This is a genomic window from Streptomyces sp. NPDC001480 (assembly GCF_042894725.1).
GTDB lineage: Bacteria > Actinomycetota > Actinomycetes > Streptomycetales > Streptomycetaceae > Streptomyces.
In genome coordinates, this window is the sequence record NZ_JBIAVX010000012.1 from 131,195 (window position 1) to 155,121 (window position 23,927).

The following is a 23,927-nucleotide window of genomic DNA, read 5'->3' on the forward strand; positions in this document are numbered from 1 at the left end:
GAGCGCGCGATGAGCTCTCCCACACCGGAGGTCGCCTCCCCCGACCGGTACGCGCCCGAGTTCGAAGTACGCATCGAGGGACTGGAGATGGACCCCTCCACCAAGAACGACATCCTCGACATCAAGGTGAACCGGGACCTCGACGAGATGTCCGGCTTCGACCTCACCCTGAACAACTGGGACGACGCCAACCTCAGGTTCAAGCACAGCGACTCGCCGAAGTTCCGGCTCGGCGGCCGGGTCGCCGTCCGGCTCGGCTACGCCGACAAACTGCTCACCGTCGCCACCGGCACCATCTCCACGCTCAGCCCCAGGTTCACCGACGGGGCGTCACCCACCGTCCAGGTCAGCGGCGTCGACGGGCTGCTCAGACTCAAGGACCGCAAACCCACCGAGAACGAGACCAAGGTCTACCGCGACCTGCCCGACTGGCGGATCGCCGAGCAGATCGCCCAGCGCAACCACCTGCGGATCGAGGTCACCAGGGAGGGCCCGACCCACGACCTCGTGGTGCAGAAGAACCAGGACGACGCGAGCTTCCTGCTGGAACGCGCCAAGCGGCTCGACTTCGACTGCTACATCCTGCCGGACCCCACCACCGGCGAGGACACGCTCCACTTCATCAAACCCACCGACGGCCGCGACGGCCGCCCGATCCGGGTGTACCGGCTGGCGTACGCGCCGGGCCTGTCCACCGGCCCCACCGCCCAGCCGGCGGGACTGATCCCCAACCTGCTGGAGTTCACCCCGACTTTGACGGTCTCCCAGCAGGTCAGCAAGCTCACCGTGCGCGGCTGGGACCCCCGCACCAAACAGGCCATCGCCTTCACCGCGACCGCCGAGAACCTCCCCGCCGGACAGAACTCGGCCGACGGGCAGAGCGGGCCGCAGGTCGCCGAGTCCACGCTCCAGGGCCGCCAGGAGGTCATGGTCGACGCGCCGGTCACCAGCGACCAGGAGGCCCGCGACCTGGCGATCAGCCTGCTGCGGGAGCGCGCCTACGAGTTCATCACCGCGACCGGCAAGGTGGCGGGCCTGCCCGAACTACGGCCCGGCGACAACCTGGAGATCTACGGCCTCGGCCGCCGCTTCTCCGGCACGTACTTCGTCAAACGCGTCGAGCACACGCTCAACACCAGCGGATTCTTCACCCAGTTCACCGGACGGCGGATCCACCAGGGGGACCAGTGACCACCAGGACCACGCCACGGGCCCGCAGCACCGACAAGCGGTACTACGGCGTCGTCGAAGCGCTCGTCGTGGAGAACGAGGGCGACGACGAGGGCCGGGTCAAGCTCCGGTTCCCGTGGTTCGACGGCACCACGGTCACCGAATGGTGCCGGGTCGGCCAGCTCTACGCGGGAAACGGCTACGGCGCCGTGTTCGTCCCCGAGAAGGGCGACGAGGTGCTCGTCGCCTTCGTCCACGGCGACATGCGGTTCCCCATCGTCCTGGGCGGCCTCTACAACGGCCAGGACAAGCCGCCGGCCGCCCGCGCCGACGGCCGCGACCAGAAACTCATCCGGACCAGACACGGCCACCAGGTACTCCTGGACGACACCGCATCCCAGGCCGCCGTACGGATCACCTCGGCGGCCGGCCATGTGGTGGAGCTGGACGACCAGGGCAAGGCGGTCCGGATCACCGCCGCCGAGGGCGGCAGCGTCACCGTGTCCGCGCAGGGCGAGATCACCATCAAAGCGCCGAAGGTGACCGTCGACTCCGCCTCCGTCGAACTCGGCTCCGGAGCCACCGAACCCCTGGTCCTCGGCAACGCGCTGCTCCAGGCGTTCAACACGCACACGCATCCGTCGGCCGCCGGGCCCACTGGCCCGCCCACCCCGCCGCTCACCCCGGCCGTGCTGGCCAAGAAGGCGAGGACGGCATGAGCGAGGACTTCCTCGGCACCGGCTGGCGGTTCCCCGTCCTGCCCGACGAGAGCGGCCGGCTCGGCTACGCCGTGGGCGAGGAGAGCATCGAGCACTGTCTGCGGGCGCTGCTCCTCACCGGCCGCGGCGAACGCGTCATGCAGCCCGACCTCGGCACCCGGGCACCGGATCTGGTGTTCGCGCCCGGCAGCGTGCAGAACCTGCGCGACCTGGAGAACTCGATCGCCGAAGCCGTCCGCGCCTACGAGCCCCGGGTGGAACTCGACGAGGTCCGGGCGGAGGCGGACCCCGCCGACGCCTCACGGGTCACCGTCTCGGTCGTCTACCGCGTCCGGCGCAGCAACACCAAGGCGAACCTGGTGTTCCCGTTCTACGCGGGCCTCGCCGGCCCGGCGGGGAGCACCTCATGACCGTGCCCGCCCCCCGGCTGGACGACCTCACCTGGGCCGACATGATGGCGGCCGTCCGCCGCCGGATCCCCGCCGAGTCGGACGGCACCTGGACCCTGCACGCGCCCGTCGACCCGGGCGTCACCCTCCTGGAACTCCTCGCCTACCTGTTGGAACAACGGCTGTACTGGCTCGACCAGGTGCCCGACGCGCTGGTCGTCGCCGTACTGCGCCTGCTCGGCCTCGATCCGCCGCGCCCCGCCCGGCCCGCGGCCACCGTGCTGCGGCTGTCCGCGCGGCAGCAGGACACGGCGGTCCCGGTCGTTCCCGCCGGGACGGCACTGACCCGGGACCCGACGGGGAACGTCGTGTTCACCCTCGACGACGACGTCACCGTCCTCCCGCTCGCCGCGGACCAGGACGTCACCGTGTGGACCGACCGGGACCGCACGGCGGACCTGAGGGCGCGCCGGGGCGTCCCGCTGCTGGCCGCCGACGGCGGGCCCGCCCAGGCCCGGTTCACCCTGCCCCTCACCGGGGACGGGCCCGTGCCCGGCCCGGTCTGTCTCCTCGTCGAACTGGACACACCGGCCGCGTCCGTGGCGTCCTGGCTGCCCGGCGCGGTCGCCGACGTACCGCCCCCGGCGGAGCTGACCTGGTCCTGGTTCCGGCCCGGCTCCGACACCACCGGCGCGTTCGAGAAGGTGGAAGACGGCACGGCCGGGCTGCGGCGGTCCGGGATCGTCCGGCTGCACCCGCCCGCCGGCTGGTCCACCCGCGACACCGGCGTGCTGGTGTCGACCCCCGCCGCGACCTACGCGGCACCGCCCCGCCTGCTCCAGCTCGCCGTCAACGTCGGTGCCGCCCGCCACCGCAGGGCGTACACGGTGCGCGGCGCCGACCTGGCGGACCAGCTCGACGCCTGGCTCAAACTCCCCGGCCAGCACCTCGACCTGCCGGGCGCCGCCGGGCGCCTGCTGGAGGCGGCCGTGCGGCTGGCCGGCCAGGAGTGGCAGCCGGTGCCGGACTTCACCTTCGGCGCGCCGGCCGACCGCGTCTACGTCCTCGACCGGACCGAGGGCGCGGTCGTCTTCGGCGACGGGCTCACCGGGCGCATCCCCCGGCCGGACCCGGACGTCACGGTCGACTACGTGGTCGGCGGCGGCCGCGACGGCAACGGCGGACCGACCGCGAACTGGTTCACCGCCCCGGACTCCCCGGCGGGGCCGGTCGCGTTCACCGCCGCCAACCTCGTGCGCGCCGAGGGCGGCGAGGACCCCGAGACCGTCACCGCGGCGCGGCAGCGCGCGGCCGCGGCCCTGGGAGAGGTGACCCGGGCGGTCACCGCCGACGACTTCGTCACCCTCGCCCGGACGACACCCGGCGTCGCCGTGGCGCGCGCCTACGCGTCCCTCGGCGAGCACCCCGGATTCGCGTGCGCGCCGGTGCCCGGCGCGGTCTGCGTCCACATCGTCCCCGCGGCGCCGCGCACCGACCTCGCCCGGGAGGACTTCGTCCCCGCTCCCCGGCCCGATCCGGGCATGCTCGGCGCGGTCGCCGCCCGCCTCGACCAGGCGCGGCTGCTCACCGCCGAGGTCTTCGTGCGAGGGCCCCGCTACCGCGATGTCGCCCTCCGGGTCGACCTGTCGGGCGGCCCCGCCGACCGCGCCCGGGTGTCCGCCGTGGTCACCGCCGCGCTGCGCCGCTTCCTCGACCCGCTCGTCGGCGGCGACACGGGCGAAGGCCGGCCGTTCGGGGAGGCACTGCGCCCCTCGGCCCTGCTGCGGGCGGCCCAGACGGCGCTCGGTGACCTCGCGGACGTCGCCGACGTCGCGATCGGCCTGGACGGGGCCGACCCGGACGAGGACTGCCACGACGTGCCACTGCGCGCGGGTGAACTGGCCGTGCTGCGCTCGGTGCGCACCCGGATCGTGACGGCCGTGGAACCGGGGGAGGGGCTGGCATGACCGGCGAAGTGTGGTGGGAGAAGGACGCGGGGGAGGACGCGCGGGACGCGGGCGAACTCCTGCCGGGGCCCGGGCCGACCGGTGTCCAGCCGGAGCTGGTCGAGGCGACCGCGGAGGCCGTCCGCTCCGACGTACGCGGCAGGATCACCGGATACACCCCGGACTGGACCGACCCCGACCGCCAGGACGCCGGCGTCGCCCTCGTACGCCTCTTCGGCACACAGGCCGAACCCGTGCTCACCCGGGTCAACCGGCTCCCGGAGAAGCTGCTGGCCGAGCACCTGGCGACGGCGGGTGTGGCCCGCCGGCCCGCCGGCGCGGCCGCCGCGCTGCTGGAGTTCACCGTGAACCCGCCGGACGGCGCGTCCGTGCTGGTCCCGGCCGGCTTCCAGAGCGCGGCGTCCACCCCGGGCGGCCAGGTGGTCTACGAGACGGACGACGACCTGTACGCCACCCCTGCGACCCTCGCCGCGCTCGCCGTGCAACAGGGCGGAACCCTTCAGGACCTGCCGCTCGGGCCGGCCGGACCGGGCCGCCCGTTCGCCCCGTTCGGCCGGGACCCGCAGCCCGGCGACGGCCTGTGGATCGGTCTCGCCGGAACCGCCGCACCCTACCCGCGGCTCACCCTGGGCCTCGTGGTCGCCGCCGCGACCCCCGCGCCCGCGGCCTCCGGCGGCCTCACCCCGCTGCCGCTGCCCGCCGCGCCACTGCTGCGCTGGGACGTCCTCGACGGCACCCGGCTCGTGCCCGCCGAGCTGATGCGCGACTCCACGGCCGGGCTGAGCGCCGGCGGGACCACAGAGCTCAGGGTCCCGCGCTCCTGGGAGCGCGGCAGCCCGCCCGGCTCCCGGCCGAGGCCCCTGCTGCGCTGGCTGCGCCTGCGGATCGCACAAGGCGCCTTCGCCGGGGCGGCCCCGGTGCTGTCGGGGCTGCGGCTCAACACGGTCGCCGCGACGGCCGCCCGGACGGTCCGGGACGAGCCGCTGCAACCGGTGCAGACCCCGGGCACCGACGGACGACGGCACATGACGCTGAGTCAGGTGCCCATCCTCGCCGGATCCCTCGTCATCGAGGTCGACGACGACACGGGCGGCGACGTGTTCGGCACCACCGCCCGGTCCTCCTCGCGCTGGCGGGAGGTGGAGAGCCTGGCCGGGTACGGCGCCGACGACCGGGTGTTCACCGTGGACCACGCCACCGGTGAGGTCACCTTCGGCGACGGTGTGAACGGCGCGGCCGTACCGCCCGGCTTCCGCAACGTCCGGGCCGTGCGCTACCGGGTCGGCGGTGGCAGCGCCGGAGCCGTGGAGGCCGACGCCGTCCGCGGGGTGGTGACCGCGCTGCCGTTCGTCACCGGCGTCAACAACCCCTTCCCGGCCACCGGAGGAACGGACGCCGAGCCGGACGCCGACGCGATGCGCCGGGGCGTGGGGCAGCTGCGGGCCCGGGGCCGGGCCGTGGCACCCGCCGACTACGGCCTCCTCGCCACCGAAGCGCCGGGCGCCTCGGTGGCCCGCGCCCAGGGCGTGGCGGGCCTGCACCCGGAGTTCCCCGGCGTGCCCGTCCCCGGTGTGGTGGGGGTGCTCGTCGTACCGCCGGGCGACGACAGCGGAGAGCCGCCGGTCCCCACCGACGCGACGCTGCGGGCCGTCACCGGCTTCCTGACCCGCGAGGTCGCGCCCGCCGGGGTCACGGTGGTGGCCGCCCCGGCCACGTACCGCAGGGTCGCCGTGGAGGCGTGGGTGACCCTCGACGAGGGCCAGGACAGGGCCACCGTTCTGACGCGGGCGGGCGACGCGGTCCGCGCCTACCTGGATCCGGTGCACGGCGGGGAGGACGGCGCGGGCTGGCCGTTCGGCGGTGCGCTCAGGCACACGGCGCTGGTCCGGCGGCTCCTCGCGGCCGACGGTGTCCTCGCCGTCTCACGGCTCTCCCTCGTCGTGGACGGAGTGCGCCGGCCGCCGTGCACCGACCACGCGATCCCGCCGCACACCCTCGTCTGGCCGGAGCGCCCGCTGCTGATCCCGGTAGGAGACCGGTCATGACGTGCACCCCGCACCCCGCCACCTTCCGCCTCCTCGACGCCTACGTCGGCTGGGAGGAGCCCGCCGGAGCCGAGCCCGGGGCTGACGGTGTCGTCGGGTTCGACGACCCGGCCGGTATCCGGCTGGCCCACAGTGGCCCCGCGCCGCAGGGACCCACCAGGCGGCAGCTGCTGCCGTGGTTCCCCGATGCCCGCCTCGCCCCGGGGTGCGGTCCGTGCGCCTGGTACCTGCTCGTCCCGGACGCCCCCGAGCTGCTGCGCCGCGACGCCTGCGCCGGGGCCTGGACGTCCGTGTGGCCGTCCCGGTGCGGCCCCGGCGAGCCGTACGAGCCCCTCTCCGTGGCCGCGCGGGGACACCGGCTGGCCGTGGTGGACCACGACCGGGTCCTGGTGTGGCGCCGCGAGGGCGCACAGCTCGCCGGGGTGATCAGGGCCGAGCGGCCCCGGTGGGCCGCGCTCGCACCCGGCGACGAGGTGCTCGTGGCCTGCCAGGGGACCACGGACCTGCGCCGGTTCGACTCCACGGGCGCCCCCCGCGGGGTGCTGCGCACCGGAGTGCGGGGCGAGATCGTCGGGCTGCGCACCGGCGGGGACCGGACGGTCTGGCTGCTCACCGACGACGACGGCCGGCTGAGCATCCACCGGGGCGCCGCCCGGAGCGGCAGGCCCGCCCGCTTCCACGAAGTCACCCCGGACGAACTCGCCGCGGCGCTGCCGCCGTCCGCGCTCGTCTCGGCCGACGAGGACGGGTTCTGCCTGCGCGAGGACGGCCCGGACGGCGCCGTGACCACCTGTCACACCTGGCGGGGCGAGCCGCGGCAGACCCCGCCCGCCGCGACCGCCCCGTACGTCACCGGCGGGACCCTGCTCACCGGGCTGATCGACAGCGGCATCTCCCGCTGCCGCTGGCACCGCGTACGCGTGGACGCCGACGTGCCCGCAGGCACGGCGGTCGCGGTGGACATCGTGGTGACCGAGGACGGCCGGTACGAAGAGAGCGACTGGCAGACGGCACCCCCCGGGGTCACGGACTTCCTCGTCGACCAGCCCCCCGGCCGCCGGCTGCGGCTGCGGCTGCGGCTCTCCGGCGACGGCGGCGCGACACCCGTCGTACGCCGGATCCGCCTCGACTTCCCCCGGGTCACCAGCGCCGAACTCCTGCCGCCCGCCTACCGCACGGACCCCGCGGCCGACGACTTCACCGAGCGCTTCCTGTCGCTGTTCGACGCCTCGCTCGACGACCTCGACCGGGTCATCGAGCGCTATCCGGCGCTGCTCGACCCGGCCGGTGTCCCGGACCGGGTGCTGCCGTGGCTGGCCGGACTGCTCGGCCTGTCCTTCGAGGCCGGCTGGGACGTCGCGACCCGGCGCGCGCTGCTGGCGGCCGCCCCGGCGCTGTACCGGCACAGGGGCACACCGTGGGCCCTGCGGGAGGCGGTACGCATCGTGTTCGGGGTGAGCCCGGTCATCGAGGAGTCGGCGTCGGACCGGCGCTGGGCGTGGCTGCGCGAGTCCGCCGGCCGCGGGAGCGGTCAGGGCCTGGGCGCGGTACGGCTGTTCAGCCGGTCGGCGAGCCGGTTCCGCCTCGGCGGCTCGGCGCTGGGCTCCGCCCCGCTGCGGGCGTTCGGGGCACCGGACGGTGACCCGCTCACCGCGCACGCGCACCGGTTCCGGGTGCTGCTGCCCGCGGGAGCCGCGGACGAGACGGCACTGCGACGGCTGGTGGAACGGCAGGCACCGGCCCACACGGTGGGGTCGGTGCGGACCGGGGGCGCGGGCTTCGTGGTCGGTACGCGGTCCACGGTCGGCGTGGACACCGCGTTCGTACCACTGCCGCCGCCCGTGCTGGGCGGCGAACGTCCCCTGCGGCTGGGCCGCGACGGGGTGCTCAGGGCAGGACCGAGAGGGTCGCGCCGAGGGGTGGGCGTGGGAGTCGTCTGCGCCGTCGGTGTGCATACGCGAGCTGTGTGAGAGGACAGGCGATGACGGAGACAGAGACGGAGAGGTGCGCGGAGTTCGACGCGCCGCCCCTGCGCAGGTTGCGGTACTTCCACGGCCAGATGCTGGGCGCCCGGGACTTCCAGCGCGAACAGGAGTACCACCGCGAGAAGCTGAGGCTGCGCATGCGCTGCCTGCTCGGCTACGGCGTGGTGTGCGGCCTGTTCGTGGAACCGGGGCCGCGAGAGGACGACGACTGCCCGCCGGCCGGAGAGGAGGCCACGGACGGGGAGACCGAGCGCGCCCGGCACCGGGCCAGGGTGCGGATCACGCCCGGGCTCGCGGTGGACGCCGACGGCAACGAGGTCGTGGTCCGCGGCGGCGGTGTCGTCGACCTGTGGAAGGCGCTTGCCCCGGACGAACGCGACACCGGCACGGTCTGGGTCGGCGTCCAGTACGCCGAGCGGGCCGTGGAGGCCACCCGCGCCGTGTACGACGACGCCTGCGCCGACACCTCCGACTGCGAGTACGGCTGGACGGAGGAGTGCTGGTCGGTCCGCGTCACCGGGTGCGAACCGCCGGCGGACGAGCGCTGCGACACCTGCTGCTCCCCGTGCGGGCACAAGGTGCTGTGGCTGGCCCGGATCGACTGCGTCGACTTCCGCGAACCGGTGCGTGAGGACCGGATCCACATGAACGTCCGCCGCCCGTTCGGCCGGCACCTGCCCACGGTCATCACCGGCGTCAACTGGATCCACGGCCACACCTACACCGTCGACGAGGCCAAGGCCCTGCTCGGCACCCAGCACGAGGACGGCGGGCTGGTGGTGCGGTTCTCCGCCGGTGTGCGGACCGACTCGCTCCAGCCCGGCGTGGTCGAGATCCAGGTGATCGAGGGAGGCAGCGGCCGCAACGCCTCCACCTGGTACATGGGCGGCGCCTTCGCCCGGCCCGACGACGACCCGTGCGAGTTCACCGAGGAGTTCCGCTACCGGCAGACGACCCGGGAGACGCTTCAGGACGGCGACCGGGTACTGATCACCGTCCGTACGGCGTTCGTCCTGGACCGCTGCTGCCGCCCGGTCGACGGTACCCACGTCGGCGGACGCGTACCGCTGATCCCCTCCCACACCGACGCGGCCGACACGGCCGAGACGGCCCCCACGCGTGGCGGCTGCGACCTCCCGCCGTCCGGCATCGGCCCGTGGACGTCCGGCAGCGGCGGGGGCGGGGACGTCTTCGAGAGCTGGTTCTTCGTGAAGGAGCGCTGATCATGCGAACAGACTGCGGATGCGGCTGCGGTGGCGACGCCACCCGCACCTCCGCCTTCGTGCGTCCTCGCTTCTTCGCAGGCCAACTGCTGACCGAGGACGACCTCAGCCTGCTGGTCGAATACCTGACGGCCAAGAACAGACTCCACAACCGTTCCCTGTCCGGGCCGGGAGTGGTCTGCGGACTCGGCGTCAGCTGCGACCCCTGCGGCGGCGGCACCGTGGTGGTGCACCCCGGGCACGCGTTCGACTGCGCGGGCAACGACATCGTGGTGTCCTGCACCGAACGGGTCGACGTACGGGCCCTGGTGCGGGAGCGACGCGTCGCCGCCCTCGGCGTCGACTGCCAGGAGCCCTGCGACGACGACGGCACACGCCGCTACGGCCTCTTCGTCAGCTACCGCGAACTCCCCGTCGAGCCGGTCGCGCCGTACGCCACGGAGGAACCCTGCCCCGCCACGGGCTGCGTCCCCTCCCGGGTGCAGGAGGGCTACCGGTTCCTCGTCAAGTGCGGCGACTTCGAGGACCACCGTCACAACCCCGGCACCCAACTGCTCGCCGTCCTGGGCGACCTGAGCCGGGCCGACCAGGCCCGCGGCCGCGACCAGCGGCTCGGCCACTACCGCGACGCCCTGTTCGCCGCGTCCCTCGGCACCGGCCGCACCTTCCGCTTCGACGCCGCCGACGCCGAGCGGTACGCGGGCCAACTCGCCTGGCTGGAACAGAACTCCGGCGGCGAAGGGCCGCCGCCCCCGCCCACGGCCCGCGAGATGACCGAGCAGGTCCGCGCGCTGGCGAGCGCCGTCGCCCGGTTCGACACCTACGACCCGGCCGGGCAGGAGCAGCTCGCGAGGGAGTACCCGGACCTCGCGTCCGTGCAGGTGGCCCGCCGCGTACTGGGCTCGGCCTGCGACCGGCTGAACGACACCGACATGGAAGCGGCCTGGCCGGACCCGCTGCACCGCACCATCGCCCGCGCGGTGGTCACCGAGACCGCGGCACGGGTCGTACCCGAAGGAGGCGACCCGGACGCGCCGCTGGAAGTACGCCTGATCGCCCAGGGCACACCGCTCAGCCACGCCCTTCAGGCCGAGTTCCGCGCGGACCTCACCCTGATCCGGGAGTGGCTCCTCGGCCGCCTGGAGCAGAGCACCGGCCTCGCCGACTGCGCGCTGCGCACGGAGGTCGCCGCCGTCGACGTACCGCCGCTGCTGCCGCCCCCGCCCGCCGAGAGCACGGACCGGACGACCATCGCCGAGCTCCAGCAGCTCGCGGAGGCGGCCGCGGCCCTGGCCACGGCGGTGCGCGGGTTCGTCACCGACGCGGCGTGCGCCACGCTGAACCCGCCGTGCGCGGACTGCGCCGACACCGACGTCCTGCTCGCGTACGTGGAGCTGGACGGCTGTGACGTCGTGCGCATCTGCTCCGCCACCAGGGAACAGGTGCTGCCGGGCGGATCGGCCTACGGCGAGTGGCTGCCCAAGCTCTACCGGCTGCGGGAACTGGCCGAGCGGATCTGCTGCCGGCCCCTGCCGCGGTACCGGAGGCCGGAGATTCCGTCCGAGGGACCCGTCGCGCGCCCGTACGCCGACGGGCTGCTCGACGACTGGCCGCGCACCGGCGACCTGGAGGAGATGCTGTCCCTGCTGCTCACCCCGGCACCGGGGGAGACACCGCCCAAGGCCCTGCACGAGCAGGTCTACACGACCCCCAGCGAAGTGACCGACAGCATGCAGGAGCTGGCCATGCTCAGGAACCGGGTGGCGGACCTGACGGCCGCGTTGGAGGGGCTGCGCGCACAACTGGGCGGTGCGCAGGAACAGGTGAGCCGGATGGCCGACCAGCTGCCGGAGCGGCTCGGACCGCGCCTCGAACAGCTGGAGGGGGGACCGCGGGCCGAAGGCCCCGAGCCCACCGAGCCCGCTGACCCGGCCGCCCCCGCGAAGCCCCCGGCGAAGCGGACCCGCCCCTCCCGTTCCCGGAAGCCCGGTGAGACGCCATGACGGGCCCGATGCGTCCCGCCTTCCACGAGGGCCAGGTACTGGCCGCCGCGGACCTGTCGGCCACGGTGGAGTACGCGCGCGGTGTCTCCGCGCGGCACGCGCGGCACCTGCACGACTGGGGCGTCGCCGAAGGGCTCGGCCTCGTCACCGAGGCCCGTACCGACCCGCTGACCAACGCCCGTTACGTCGAGGTGAGCGTGTCGGCGGGGTACGCCGTCGACGGGACCGGCCGCGAGGTGGTCCTCACCGAACCCGTCGTGCTGCGCGAGAGCGACTTCGAGGAGGTCAACGGCGCGGACCAGGCGACGCCCGAGCCCTATCCGGTGTTCCTCGCCGCGGCCGACCGCGAACCGGCCGCCTCCCCGCGGCCGGACTCCTGCGCGGGCAGCGCCGCCAGGACCCGGGTGGAGGAGTCGTACCAGATCGTCTTCGGGCGGCTCGGCGACGAACGCGTGTACGCGGACCTCCGACCGCCCGCGATCGGCGCGGCACCGGCCGACCCGCCCGTCCTCCGGCCCGTCCTGCTGGGATACGTCCGATGGACCGACGGGCACTTCACCGGTGTCGAGACCACGGCACGCGGGGTCCCGGTACGGTTCTCCGGAGTGCGCGCGGACACCGTGTCCGCCCAGTCCGGCTCGCTGACCCTGCGCACGGCCCCGGCGACCCAGGAGGGCAAGCCGGCGATCGTGCTGTCCGGCGGCGACAAGCCCAGCCTGGTCTTCGGCCTCTACCGGGTCGGCGGTGCCATCGACCCGCTGATGACCGTGGAAGCCAACGGAAACCTGCGGATCACGGGCAGCTTCAACGGCCTCCTGCCCGTCGGCAGCACCCTCGTGACCTCCGGGACGGCCACCGACGGCATGCTGCTGCCGCTGCCGTCCGGCATCACCGCGGAACAGGTCGCGGACGGCCGGGTGGTGGCACACGTCCACCTGACCCCGCGCACACCACCCGTGGTGGGGGAGACGGCCCTGTACAGCCCGGTGGAGGCGACGGTGGACGAGGACCTGCGGGTGAGGTGCCGGGCCCGGCTGTACGACCCCGTGGCGGCACCGGGCGAGGTCGTCGAACGGCCCGGAGCGGTGGACTTCCTCGTCGTGGCGACGGTCGCGGCAACGAACGGCGGTGGCTGACCATGGCTCTTTCCGTGGTGTACGCGCCGGCCACCGGCCATGTCCTGGGCGCGCTGGCCCTGACCGGCGGGACCGCACCGGCCGATCCGGCGGCGCTCGTCGGACGCGCCCTGCCGTTCCGGGTCTCCCTCGGCGCGCACGGCACGGCGACCCTTCCGTTCGACGCCCGGAACCTCGCCGTGGCCGCCGTGGACGACGAACCCGGCGTGCTGGCCGAGCCGTTGGCCTACGGCGTCGACCGCGGATCCGACGGCAAACCCAAGCCGACGCTGCTGCGCCTGCCGCCGTTGGCCGACACCTGCCTGGTCCTGGCGAAGGACGGCCTCACGGTCACCGTCCGCCACGCCCCCACCGCCACGGTCACAGTGGTCGCGCTGGTCGCCGACGACCAGGACACCCATGTGCTCGCCGGTGAGATCCCCGCCCAGCAGATCCAGGCGACGCTGCCGGTCACCCTCGCCGCGACGGCCTCTTACGGCGTGCTGGTGCTGGTGGCCGGCTGGGCGGGCCGCCTGGAGAGGAAGGACCTGCCGTGACCGCGCCCGCCGCCGGATCCACCGGGGAGATCACGGTGCACCGGTGCACCGTGACGGTGGTCCGGCGCGGCGGCTGGAGCTGGGGGCCCGATCCCCGCGGCCTGGTCCGCCGGGCCGTCGACGCCGTCCCGCGGGCACTGGAGGACCACTTCGCCGAGCAACTGGCGGGCGAGGGCCCGGACATGGAGATCACCGAGCCGGTGATCGTCGTCGTCCGGCCGGGCGGTCCCGGCCGGACCGGCGGGTCCGCGCCCGACCCGGTGTCCTTCGACGTCCATGTCGTACCGGCGTCCGTGGTGGAGGTCCCGGCCGACGCGCCGGACGCCGGGTCCGCGTCGTTCGAGGAGTCCTTCGCGACGGCACCGACGCCGTGGTCCGCGCCCGGCACCGGCGCGCTCTTGCGCGAACTGGCCGAGCGGGGCGAACTGGACGCCCTCCTCGGACTGCTCCCGGACGACTCGCTCCGCGTCTTCCTGCGCGCGCTGCTCGACACCGACGACCCGTCGGCAGGGCAGCTGCTCGCCGAACTCACCCGGCGCACGGCCCTGGAGGCCGGACCGGACGAAGCGCCGCCCGGGCCGCCGCGCGGTGACCCGCCGCACGGGGACCCGCCCCGGCTCCTGCCGGAGTACGCCGCGCCCGCGGCCCGCGAGGACGCCGTACCGCCTCCGGCGACGGACGGCTCAGCGGAACCCCGTACGAACAGGCGCGAGGCACAGGTGTGCTCGGCGCTGCCCTTCCTGCTCGCCGGGCCGCTGGCCCGGATCGGCTACCTGGACGCGATCGGGCCCGCCCTGGCAGGCGTCGAACTCGCCGACGAAGCACCGCTGTTCGCGGCGGCGCTGGCGTACAAGGTGCTGGGCCCGACCGTACGCGGCTGGCGTCGCGGCAGACAGGACGGCGAGGCCGCGGCGGCCTTCGCCGGTCTCGAACCGCCCTTTCCCGAGGACCGGCTCACCGCCTTCGCCGACCGCGTGCGCCCCGCGCTCCCGCTCCTCGACGGCGTCCTGGCGCTCGCGGTGTGCCGGGGCCACGACCCCGCCGAACCGCTTCTGCTCACCGGTGCGGACGACGGGCTGCTCCTCGTCGACGCCCAGGGCATGTTTCCCGTCGCCTGGGCCGGGGACACCGCCCGGCTGCTGCCGCACTGGCGGGCCTGCGGAAGACCGCCCGTACTGATCTGCGACGGGCCGCTCCCACCCGGCACCCTGGGCGAACTCACCGCCGCGGACGTTCCGTTCATGACCGCCGTACGACCCCTGCGCGACGACCCCGTGACCCGGCTGCCCTGGCGCACCCCGCTGTGGACGGCGGGGGAGGGCTGCCCCGGCCCACGGCTCGCCGCCGCCCTGCCCGGCCACGCGGCACGCCTCGCGGACCTGGTCACCGCCCTGGCCGAAGAACGCCGGGCGGTGCCGCTCGCCTCCCACGGCGACCTGGAGCGCACCGTGACCCTCGCCGCGACCCTGGGCCTGTCCACGATCGCCTGGACGCTCTGGCGCGAGCGCGAGACACCGGACCCGCTGCTCGCCCTGAGCCGGTTCGCCGACCTGGAGGCCACGGTCCGCTTCGAGCCCGACGCCGTACGGGTGCGCGTCCCGCTGGGGCGCCGCCACAGCGACCTGCTGCGCGGCGGACTGCTCACCGACGTCCACGACGTGGTCTGGCTGCGGGGCCGGACCCTGACCTTCTCCGGCGGGTGAGTGGCATGGGCGAACCTGCCCTGGAGCACCTGCGGTTGCGGCTGGCCGGCCTGCACGCCGCGCTGCGCGCCGCCGTCGAACGGCAGGCGCGGATCGCCGCCCGGCTGACCCGGCCGGACCTCACACCGTACTGCGTGACCGACGAACAGGTCGGCGTCCTCCTCGACGAGGTGCACGGCTTCACCGAGGCCATGACACAGCCGTGCGCCCCCGCATGCCCCGAGCCCGAAGCCGAACGGCTCCTCCGGCGCCGTGCCTACGCCGACGGGGGCACCCTGCCGCTGGACGCGCTCGCCGCCCGGTTCACCCTGACCCGCGCCGAACAGGACGCCCTGCTCCTCGTCGCCGCGCCCGAACTGGACCGCGGATACGAGCGGATCTACGCCTACATCGTCGACAACCTGAACCGACGGCTGCCGAGCGTGGAACTACTGGTCACGGTATGCGCGGGCACGGAAGAAGCCGCGCCGGCCGCCGCGAGCCGGCTCGCCCTGCGCCGCGCCCTCGCACCGGCCGGCCCGCTGCGCCGGTACGGTCTGCTGCGCCCGCACGGCGAGGCCCCGGTCGACCTCGCCCAGGAACTCGTCCTGGGCCCGGGCGTCCTGGAGTTCCTGCTCGGCTGGGGCCAAGACGTCGGCCTGCTCGGCCATGACCCCGGCGAGGTCGCCGACCCGGAACCACGAGTGCCCGCCCCGCACCTGTCCTCCGACCGCCTCACCCGGCTCGGCGGCGCACTGGGCACCGGCGACATCGACCTCGCCGGACTGTGGGGCTGCCCGCCGGACGCCCAGCTCGACGCCGTACAGGCCCTGGCCCGCGCCGCCGGGGCACCGCTACGGCGGCTGACCACCGACCCCGCCGCCGACCTGCGGACGGCCGCCGCACTGGGCGCGGTGCTGTGGATCCCCACCGACGACCTGCGCGGCCAGCCGCACGGCCGGCAAGCCGAGGCGGTGTCCGCGGCCCTGCTGCGCTCCCGTGCACCGGTGTGCCTGACCGGCCTCAAGCCCTGGCGCCCGGCGGGCCTGCTTGCCGCCCGCGTGTACGCCGAACTCACCGTCCCTGTACCGGGGTTGGGGGATCGCCGGGCGATGTGGTCCGCCGCGCTCCCCGGTCTCGACGGCCCCCTGCTGGAGGACCTGGCCGTCCGGTACCGGATGAGCGGCGGCGAACTGCGCGCCGTGGCGTCCGTCGCCGGCGCCGGGGCCCGCCTGGCCGGCAACGGCCGCCCGGAACCGGTCTCCGACCACATCGAACCCGCCATCGCCACGGTCACCAGAGGCCGCAGCGGCAGCTCCGTCAGCTCCATCCTGCCCCGGCGCACCGTCGAGGACCTGGTCCTGCCCGAGGTGCAGCTGGGCCAGATCCTGGAGATCGCCTCCGCCTTCCGCGCGTGGCCGCGGATCGCCGAGACCTGGGGCTTCACCAGGCGCTCCGCACACGGCGGCGTCAAGGCCCTCTTCACCGGCGAGCCCGGCACCGGCAAGACGCTGTCCGCGGAGATCGTCACCGGCATGCTGGGCCTGGAACTGTTGAGGGTGGACCTCGCCCAGGTCGTCTCCAAGTGGGTCGGGGAAACCGAGAAGAACATGGAGGCGGTGTTCCGGCAGGCGGAGGAGAGCCACGCGGTACTCCTCTTCGACGAGGCCGACTCCCTCTTCGGCAAGCGCGGCGAGGTCAAACACGGCACCGACCGCTACGCCAACCTGGAGGTCGGCTACCTCCTGCAGCGCCTGGAGGCCAGCGACGGCCTGGTGATCCTGACGAGCAACCTGAAGGACAACATCGACCCGGCCTTCACCCGCCGCTTCCACTTCGTCGTCCACTTCCCCCGCCCGGCTGCCCCGGAGCGCCGCCGCCTGTGGCGCCTCGCCTTCCCCCCGGAAGCCCCGCTCGCCCCCGACGTCGACCTGGACGTCCTGGCCCGCCTGGACATGACGGGCGCGGGCATCGCCGCCGCGGCCCGCACGGCCGCCCTGGCGGCGGCGGACGCCGACAGCGCCACGATCGGCATGCGCCATGTCGTCCGTGGTGTAGCGCGCCAGTATCAACGCGAGGCACGCTTGCTCCGTCCGGCCGAACTCGGCCCCCACGCCCATCTGCTCGACGACGGATCCCCGGGGTGACACGATGCTGCCTGCTGAACCGGCGCTTTCACCGCACCGACTGATGGCGCCCGAACCACCGGCAACCGCTCGCGCGAACCAGACCGTCGGGACTGCCCCGCACCCCCGGACAACCGTGGTCGTGGTCCCGACGGCGACGAGCAACGCGGTGGTGGCCCACCGCGCCCAGGCAGAGCAACTGGCCTACGGGACACCGATGACCGGGGCCGCCCAGGACCAGACAGGCAATGCAGCGGTAGCCAAAGCGGTCATGCACACGCCCCTGGCCGCACTGCCGCCGGCCGGGATGACCCACGGATCATGTTCGTGTCACGGAGGCCGGAGAGTCGCACCGGTGGGGGAGACCTGAGGTCATTGAAGACGGAACCGTCCTCCGGGGACGCGCCTAACCGGTGGGCATCCAATCCGCGGGCCTCTGCCAGGCTGAGCGCTGGAACGCGTCGAACCAATGGGTGGTCATGAAGCGCACCTTCGCCTGGTGCAGGAGCCCGTGAACCACTTCCACCGACTCCGAGAGGTTCACGACTCCAAGACTGAGTCTGCCCTGGAGCACGGTGGCGTGGGGGAATCGCATCTCGATGACCTCCAGATCTCCGCCCATCGGAGACTCCGTGAGGAAGGCGAACTCGCGCGTGGGACCTTCCGAGGCGATGACCAGACAGTCCTCCTCCTCTGCCACGTCGAAACCCTGCCCGTCGATCCAGGTCGGGTCCAGTCCATGTCCCGGGTAAGGGCCGACCCTTCCACACGCGCGATAACGAGTGGCATCGGCGATCGAGAGATCAACTCGCCATGCCACATCGAACATGAGTTGCCAATTCTCCTCCGTCGGGTCGTGTGCGTAGAACGGAGTGGCGAACCGGCGGACCGACCAGCTCTTGATATTTCCGGAACACACGCCCAGATCCTCCAGGAAACCCGAAAACAACTCGACGCTGCCTTCGTTGATTCCGCGACCTTCCGGTGACGTCACATCGAAACTGCAGTGCACCAGGGAGCCCGACTGCCGGCATACGGGTTGCCAGAGCTCGTAGTTCGGGCTGCCGATGTCTTGCTGTGTCACGTTCCTCCGCTCCATCTTGCCGTCACTCCCCCCTTCCGCGGAATCGAGGAGTCACTGAGTAGTCGGTGATCTTGTCGCCGCCCTTGCTGGAATTGCAGCTCTTGCACATCGGTTCGAGGTTGGAGATGTCATTGTAGAACTGGGTGCGTTCCGGATGCTTGCAGTCCCTGCCCTTCGTCATCCAGTGAACCGACACGGAGGGAGATACGTGGTCCAGGCTGAGCAGCCCTTTGTCTTCACGGGGGTCCGCCAGGTGTGCGGGCTTCCCTCCGTAGGAGGGGCACACGTAGGTGTCGGGTACCGCAGACAGTGGTGAATTTCTCCACCGGGGGTTGCTGGTCTTTTCCGCCTTCATACGCGCGCGTTGCGCTTCGCGCCAGGTCAGGGTGGGCTTTTCCCATCCGCCGTACACAAGGCGCCGGAAAGCCTCGCCCCTGTATTCGCTCTTCAGTTCGCCGTCCACCACCCAGGTCGATGCGTGCCCGAGTGACTTGAGACTGGTGAAGCCGTATTCCCTTCCCACCCTTTCCAGCAATTCCGCCAAGTCGTTCACCCTGGCGTTCAGGGCGTCCTCCGTCGCCTTCCGCTCCTTCGCGTACACGCTTTCCCGGTCCAGTTCGGCGAGCTCGGAGAGGATGACGTTGAATTGCCGGACAATAGCAGGCTTGTCCGGCGAGTTGGGAACCTCGTTGATCGCCAGGACGGTGAGTTTCTGGAGTCGCTCGATCTTGCCCGAGGCCATGCTGACAGAGACTTTGCCCCGCTTCGTCTCGGCGTAGAGAGTGTGCGGATGCCCGTGCATCGTCAATCTCTTCGTGATGGAGATGTTCGGGCCCTGTGTCTCTCCCTTGTCCTCCCCTCCGGGCTTCTGAGGCCGTTTCCCGGGCTTGCGCGGGGCATCCGTACGCTTGCTGGAACGCGAGGGCCTGCGAGGCCTGCGCGGGGTGTCGCGGTCCGCCGGACGCTTGGGCTTCGGCTTCTTCTTGCCGAACCCCGCCTTGAGCCTGGCCCACAGCTTCTTCACCAGCCCCACGATCTTGTCGATCACCCAGTCCACCGCCCGGTTCACCGGCTTGGTCAGGGCCTGGACGATCTGTTTGACCTTGGAGGCGATGCCGCCGAGGCCCAGCAGTGAGGCGAGGAAGCCGAGGAGGACCGGGATGGAGCGGGCCAGGGCGCGTTCGATGAGGGACGGGACCCCTCCGCTGCCGCCGCGGGCGATGGCGATGACCGCGTCGAGGACGGCGTTGACGAAGTCGATGATCTGGCGGGCCTGGGTGACGACGAAGCGGACGATGTCGATGATCAGCTTTACCGCGCGTACGAACGCGGACGCCGGGTTGAGCAGCGAGAGCACCCACATGATCCCGGCCTCGACGACCGCGGGCGTCACATAGGCGATGACCTTGTCCAGCAGGTCCTTCTTCAGGTCCCCGACACGCGCCTTGAGGTCCTCCCACATCCCGGCGACGCCTCGCTTGCGCACCTCCGCGACCAGCGGCACCGCGGTCTCCGCCGCAGCGATCGCCGGTTCCATCTTCGGGACCTTGCGGACGATCCGGGAGCGGATGTTCTGCCAGGTCAGCCCGAGCAGAGAGGCGAGCATCTGCACGATTCCCTGGGTGTCGAACTTCGCCGGCAGTGCGATTCCCGCCTCGGCGGTCTTGCCCAACAGCCAGGACATGATGCCCTGTTGCAGATGCCTGCCGATGTTCCGCAGGAACTGCCTGAGCCCCGCGCCGACGGCCGTCACCAGGTTCTTCAGGAAGCCGATCGGGTCCTTGAGAATCAGCATCACCGCCTGCGCTGCCTTGGCCAGCACCGACAGCAGCAGGTTCTTGAGCTCCATGATCGTGTCGATCACGCCCTTGACCGCGTCCACGGCCTTGGCCACGAGCCCCTTGTTCTTCTCCTTCTCCGCGGCGATCTCGTCGTCGACCGACTTCAGCGCGTCGGTGTACTTCGTGGCCAGCGTGTCGACGAGCTGGGTGCCCTTGTCGTCCACGGACTGGGTGAGTTCGTCGAACTTGTCGTTGAACTCGGCCGCGGCCTGCTGCCCGATGGACCGCAGGTCGGCCGGGAGTCTGCGCACCGCGGTCTGCATCTCGGTCCGGCCCTGGGCGATGCGCCGCTTCGCCCGGTTCAGCTCGTTGCCGATGGTGTCGGCGACATCGGAGATGACCTGCCGCATCCGGCGGACGTAGTTGTCGCGGGCCTCTTCGAAGATCTTGTCGGCTTCGGCGGGCAGCCCGGCGAACAGGTCCCGGAGCCAGCGTGCCTTGCCGGACCAGCCCGAGTACCGCCGGTCCTTGTACTCCTCCATCTTCCGCTTGTGTTCGGCGGTGAACGCGTCCCGCGCCGCCTTCTCTTCTCTGCCGAACTGGTCGTCGACGAGTTTGTCGAGTCCGTTGAGGATCGCCTCGACGTCCTTCTTCATGGTGTCGAAGACACCCTGAAGGAGCGCCGTGACCTGGGCCCGCTTCTCCTCGTCGCGGCCCTTGGCGCCCGCCTTGCCCGCGCCGACCTGCTGCCCGGTCCGCAACCGCTGGGCGCCCATCGCGCCCATGGCTGCGGCGCCGAGCCGCTGGGCCTGTGCGGTGGCGGCGCGCAGTTCCCTCTTCTCGTGCCCGCGCATCCGGTCGGGGGCCACCTCGGAGTGCCGCTCGGCGGCCTTCTTCTCGCCCAGGGCGTTCTTGAACGTCGGCTCGTTGGACTTCTGCAACTGCGTCTCGGTGACCTGCGCGTCCGCCATCTGGCGGTTGACCTGGGCGGGGCCGGCGGACAAGTCGGTGGTCGACGGCGGCAGTTTGTCCGGTACGGCGTTCGTCGGATTCGGGGTGCCCGGGGTGCCGGGCGGCCGGTCCGGGGTCATGGGGACGACCTTCTTGGGCACGGCCGCCGAGGTGTCCGGCGGCGCCGCGGTCGTCGTGGCGATCTGCTCGGCCGAAGCGGCCTTGCCCTCGCCGACCTTGCCGTGCACCTCCGCCCGCACCTCGTCGGCCTTGCCGGAGTCGGCGAACTTGTCCGCCTCGTCGAGGTTCTTGGGCGCCTTCTCGGCGATCGCCTTCTCGACCGCCCTGATGAACGCGTCCTTGTCGAAGTCCTTCGGCTTGGCCTCGTTCATCTTCTCGGCGTTGGCCGTCTTGCCCTGCGCCTCCGTGTCGTCCTTGGGGGGAAGCGCCGCGTCCTGCGCGGCGGCCGCCTCGGTCCGCGGCGGCGGGTGCGAGGCGGCCAGCGTCCGCTTCTTGTGCCCCACGTCCTTTTTCAGCTGCGCGAACTTCGGGTCCGAGTGCGGTCCGGTCCGGGTCGGCGCGCCCCCGGCGGCGGGGCCCGGTTCCGTGGTCGCCGTCGCGGCCGGTGGGGCTGCCGCCGTCGTCGGTGCTGCGGCCATCGGCCCCGCGGGGCCGCCCTGACCCTGGCCGGCCGCCGCCACGGCGCCGTTGCCGAACATGTCCTGTGCGGCGGCCGGACGCCCCGGAACGGGCGGGCTCGCCGCGGGTACGCGTCCGTCGGCCAGGAGGGCCGTCACCGCCGCGTTGGACGACTGCGGCTGGGCGCCCGTACGGCCGGGTGCCTCCTCCCGGTGCGTCGCCGCCGTGCCGGCCGCAGCTGTCGACACCGTCGGCCGCGGTGCGAGCGCCTTCGGTGCTGGCATCGGACGCGATCCCTCCCACGGCACGCCGGTGACGACGGGACCCCGGTGCCCGGGAACACCCGGACGCAGGGTGCCAGCACCGCCGTGACGAGACCGTCACCCCCGTGTCACTGTTCCCTCTCCCTCTCATACGCGGAGCGACAGACCACGGACTTCACCGTCGAGATCGCCACCGCCACCGCCGCGGTCGCCGAGAGCTTCCGGGGAACCGAGGACCCGCGGCTACGGGCGGTACTGGAGAGCCTGACCCGTCATCTGCACGCCTTCGTCCGCGAGATCGAGCCCACCACCCGGGAGTGGGAGGCCGCGATCGGCTTCCACACCACGGTGGGCCACACACCGTGACTCCCGCGCGGCGGCGGTGGACCGGTCAGTGGAACGGTCAGGAGTAGGGCAGGGCGCCGTTGATGACGCCGGTGTCGTAGCCGAAGAGGAGTCCGCCGAAGGTGGCGATGACGGTGTCCAAATGTCATGTCAATAGATGGTTGCCGGGAGACTTCGTGACCGTCCGCCACGGCGGGCGCCCCGGATCAGTCGACCGGCCAGGTGTGTGCCGGGGCGTTGAGGTGCATGAAGTCGATGTACTGCTGCGTCATCCGCCGCAGGGCCTCGTGGCGGCCGGTACGGGCGGCGTCGTCGATCCGGTGGAACATCTCCTTCTGCCAGACCGCTCCGTTGCGGCCGGTGACGCAGCGCTGCTCGATGACGCCCAGCAGCGGCTCCCGCCAGGCCTCGTCCATGCCGGAGTGCATCAGTCCACGGTGCGCCAGCGGCAGCAGACGCCGCAGGACGAGTTCGGACGCCGGCACCTCGCCCATGCCGGGCCAGTACAGGCGCGCCTCGATGCCGTGCCGGGCCGCCGCGTGCAGGTTGTCCTCGGCGGCCGAGAAGGACATCCGCGACCACACCGGCCGCTCCTCCTCCACCAGGGCGCGGGTGAGCCCGTAGTAGAAGGCGCCGTTGGCGAGGGTGTCGGCGACGGTCGGGCCGGCCGGCAGTACCCGGTTCTCCACCCTCAGGTGCGGCTTGTCGTGCGCGACGGCGTAGACCGGGCGGTTCCAGCGGTAGATGGTGCCGTTGTGCAGGGTGAGCTCCGCCAGTTGGGGGATGTCGCCGCGATCCAGTGTCTCGGCGGGGTCCTGCTCGTCGCACAGGGGCAGCAGCGCCGGGAAGTAGCGGAGATTCTCCTCGAAGAGGTCGAAGACGCTGTTGATCCACCCTTCGCCGAACCACACCCGGGGCCGTACTCCCTGCACCTTGATCTCCTGCGGGCGCGTGTCGGTGGCCTGCTCGAACAGCGGGATACGGGTTTCGTGCCACAGCTCCTTGCCGAACAGGAACGGCGCGTTGGCCGCCAGCGCGACCTGGACGCCGGCGATCGCCTGTGCCGCGTTCCAGTAGCCGGCGAACTCCTCCGGGGAGACCTGGAGGTGGAACTGGGTGCTGGTGCACGCGGCCTCGGGGGTGATCGTGTCCGCGTAGGTCCGCAGCCGGTCGGCGCCGTCCACCTCGATCAGCAGGTCCTCGCCCCGGGCCGCGAAGATCTGGTCGTTGAGGAGCCGGTAGCGCGGGTTCTCCGAGAGGGCTCCCTCGCCCACGTCCGCGTGCCTGAGGGTGGGCAGGATGCCGATCATGATCAGATGGGCGCCGACCGACCTGGCGCGTTCCTCCGCGTGGTTCAGCGCGGCGCGGATCTCGGACTCCCAGGAGTCGGGGCCGCCCGCCGTCAGCCGGCGGGGCGGAACGTTGATCTCGAGGTTGAACCGGCCCAGCTCGGTGGACCAGGCGGGATCCGCGATCGCCTCGAGGACGTCGATGTTCCGCATCGCCGGTTCCGCCCGGTCGTCGACCAGGTTCAACTCGATCTCCAGCCCCACCTGGGGCCGCTCGGACTCGAACCGTGACTCCCGCAGCATCTGCGCGAACGCGTCGAGGCACTCCTGCATCTTGCCCCGGTACCGGCGGCGGTCCTCACGCGTGAAGACCAGCGCCGGGACGTCCCGTCCCATCGGTCCTCCTCGAACACCTCTCCCCCCAGCGTCGCACCACCTGGCGCCCCCTACCAGGCGGGATTCGCCAGCGGGAGGTTCGCTCACCGCCTCTGGGGGCTGCCGCCCCCAGACCCCCGCGTCGGCCCTGAAGGGGCCTCGTCCTCAAACGCCGGACGGGCTGGGTGATGCGAACCGGGGCTGGAGAGGCCCACGGGG

General features: G+C 72.8%; 16 protein-coding genes. 13 read left to right on the forward strand and 3 right to left on the reverse strand.

The features are described from left to right. The first annotated feature begins 9 nt into the window (after positions 1–9). The 12 genes from ACFY01_RS28995 to ACFY01_RS29050 are packed head-to-tail and all read left to right on the forward strand — an operon-like array spanning position 10 to position 17,002. On the forward strand, positions 10–1,191 hold the full coding sequence (locus ACFY01_RS28995) for a phage late control D family protein (RefSeq protein WP_390738695.1): 1,182 nt from the start codon (positions 10–12) through the stop codon (positions 1,189–1,191). Next, positions 1,188–1,889 (forward strand): phage baseplate assembly protein V, encoded by a 702-nt coding sequence (locus ACFY01_RS29000; protein ID WP_390738696.1) that lies wholly within the window; start codon positions 1,188–1,190, stop codon positions 1,887–1,889. The genes ACFY01_RS28995 and ACFY01_RS29000 overlap by 4 nt, the downstream gene beginning before the upstream one ends. After that, positions 1,886–2,299, forward strand: a complete 414-nt coding sequence (locus ACFY01_RS29005; RefSeq protein WP_390738697.1) for a GPW/gp25 family protein — start codon at positions 1,886–1,888, stop codon at positions 2,297–2,299. The genes ACFY01_RS29000 and ACFY01_RS29005 overlap by 4 nt, the downstream gene beginning before the upstream one ends. Beyond that, complete coding sequence (locus ACFY01_RS29010; RefSeq protein ID WP_390738698.1) at positions 2,296–4,245, forward strand: baseplate J/gp47 family protein; 1,950 nt, start codon at positions 2,296–2,298, stop codon at positions 4,243–4,245. Before ACFY01_RS29005 ends, ACFY01_RS29010 begins: the two co-directional genes overlap by 4 nt. After that, positions 4,242–6,290: a putative baseplate assembly protein gene (locus tag ACFY01_RS29015; protein WP_390738699.1), complete on the forward strand. Its 2,049-nt coding sequence runs from the start codon at positions 4,242–4,244 to the stop codon at positions 6,288–6,290. The genes ACFY01_RS29010 and ACFY01_RS29015 overlap by 4 nt, the downstream gene beginning before the upstream one ends. Continuing rightward, positions 6,287–8,260: a phage tail protein gene (locus ACFY01_RS29020; RefSeq protein WP_390738700.1), complete on the forward strand. Its 1,974-nt coding sequence runs from the start codon at positions 6,287–6,289 to the stop codon at positions 8,258–8,260. Before ACFY01_RS29015 ends, ACFY01_RS29020 begins: the two co-directional genes overlap by 4 nt. An 11-nt stretch (positions 8,261–8,271) precedes the next feature. Next, positions 8,272–9,498, forward strand: coding sequence for a hypothetical protein (locus tag ACFY01_RS29025; RefSeq protein WP_390738701.1), 1,227 nt, complete (start codon positions 8,272–8,274; stop codon positions 9,496–9,498). Positions 9,499–9,500: 2 nt separating this feature from the next. Next, on the forward strand, positions 9,501–11,501 hold the full coding sequence (locus tag ACFY01_RS29030) for a hypothetical protein (RefSeq protein ID WP_390738702.1): 2,001 nt from the start codon (positions 9,501–9,503) through the stop codon (positions 11,499–11,501). Next, a complete protein-coding gene (locus ACFY01_RS29035; RefSeq protein WP_390738703.1) occupies positions 11,498–12,637 on the forward strand; it encodes a hypothetical protein in 1,140 nt (379 codons plus the stop codon). Before ACFY01_RS29030 ends, ACFY01_RS29035 begins: the two co-directional genes overlap by 4 nt. A gap of 2 nt (positions 12,638–12,639) precedes the next feature. After that, on the forward strand, positions 12,640–13,173 hold the full coding sequence (locus tag ACFY01_RS29040; protein ID WP_390738704.1) for a hypothetical protein: 534 nt from the start codon (positions 12,640–12,642) through the stop codon (positions 13,171–13,173). Next, a complete protein-coding gene (locus tag ACFY01_RS29045; RefSeq protein ID WP_390738705.1) occupies positions 13,170–14,876 on the forward strand; it encodes a hypothetical protein in 1,707 nt (568 codons plus the stop codon). The genes ACFY01_RS29040 and ACFY01_RS29045 overlap by 4 nt, the downstream gene beginning before the upstream one ends. 5 nt (positions 14,877–14,881) lie before the next feature. Next, positions 14,882–17,002, forward strand: coding sequence for an ATP-binding protein (locus ACFY01_RS29050; RefSeq protein WP_390738706.1), 2,121 nt, complete (start codon positions 14,882–14,884; stop codon positions 17,000–17,002). A 385-nt stretch (positions 17,003–17,387) separates the two neighbouring features. Here the strand turns inward: ACFY01_RS29050 and ACFY01_RS29055 are convergent, their stop codons facing one another. Beyond that, positions 17,388–18,065 carry a hypothetical protein gene (locus ACFY01_RS29055; protein ID WP_390738707.1) on the reverse strand — a complete coding sequence of 226 codons (678 nt, stop codon included), beginning with the start codon at positions 18,063–18,065 and terminating at the stop codon, positions 17,388–17,390. 22 nt (positions 18,066–18,087) lie between these two features. Beyond that, positions 18,088–21,720: a hypothetical protein gene (locus ACFY01_RS29060; protein ID WP_390738708.1), complete on the reverse strand. Its 3,633-nt coding sequence runs from the start codon at positions 21,718–21,720 to the stop codon at positions 18,088–18,090. An 84-nt stretch (positions 21,721–21,804) separates the two neighbouring features. Between ACFY01_RS29060 and ACFY01_RS29065 the strand changes: the two genes are divergently transcribed. Further along, positions 21,805–22,065: a dioxygenase gene (locus ACFY01_RS29065; protein WP_390738709.1), complete on the forward strand. Its 261-nt coding sequence runs from the start codon at positions 21,805–21,807 to the stop codon at positions 22,063–22,065. 185 nt (positions 22,066–22,250) lie between these two features. On the opposite strand, the gene ACFY01_RS29070 is transcribed toward ACFY01_RS29065, so the two are convergent. Further along, a complete protein-coding gene (locus tag ACFY01_RS29070; protein ID WP_390738710.1) occupies positions 22,251–23,729 on the reverse strand; it encodes a glutamate--cysteine ligase in 1,479 nt (492 codons plus the stop codon). Positions 23,730–23,927 lie beyond the last annotated feature (198 nt).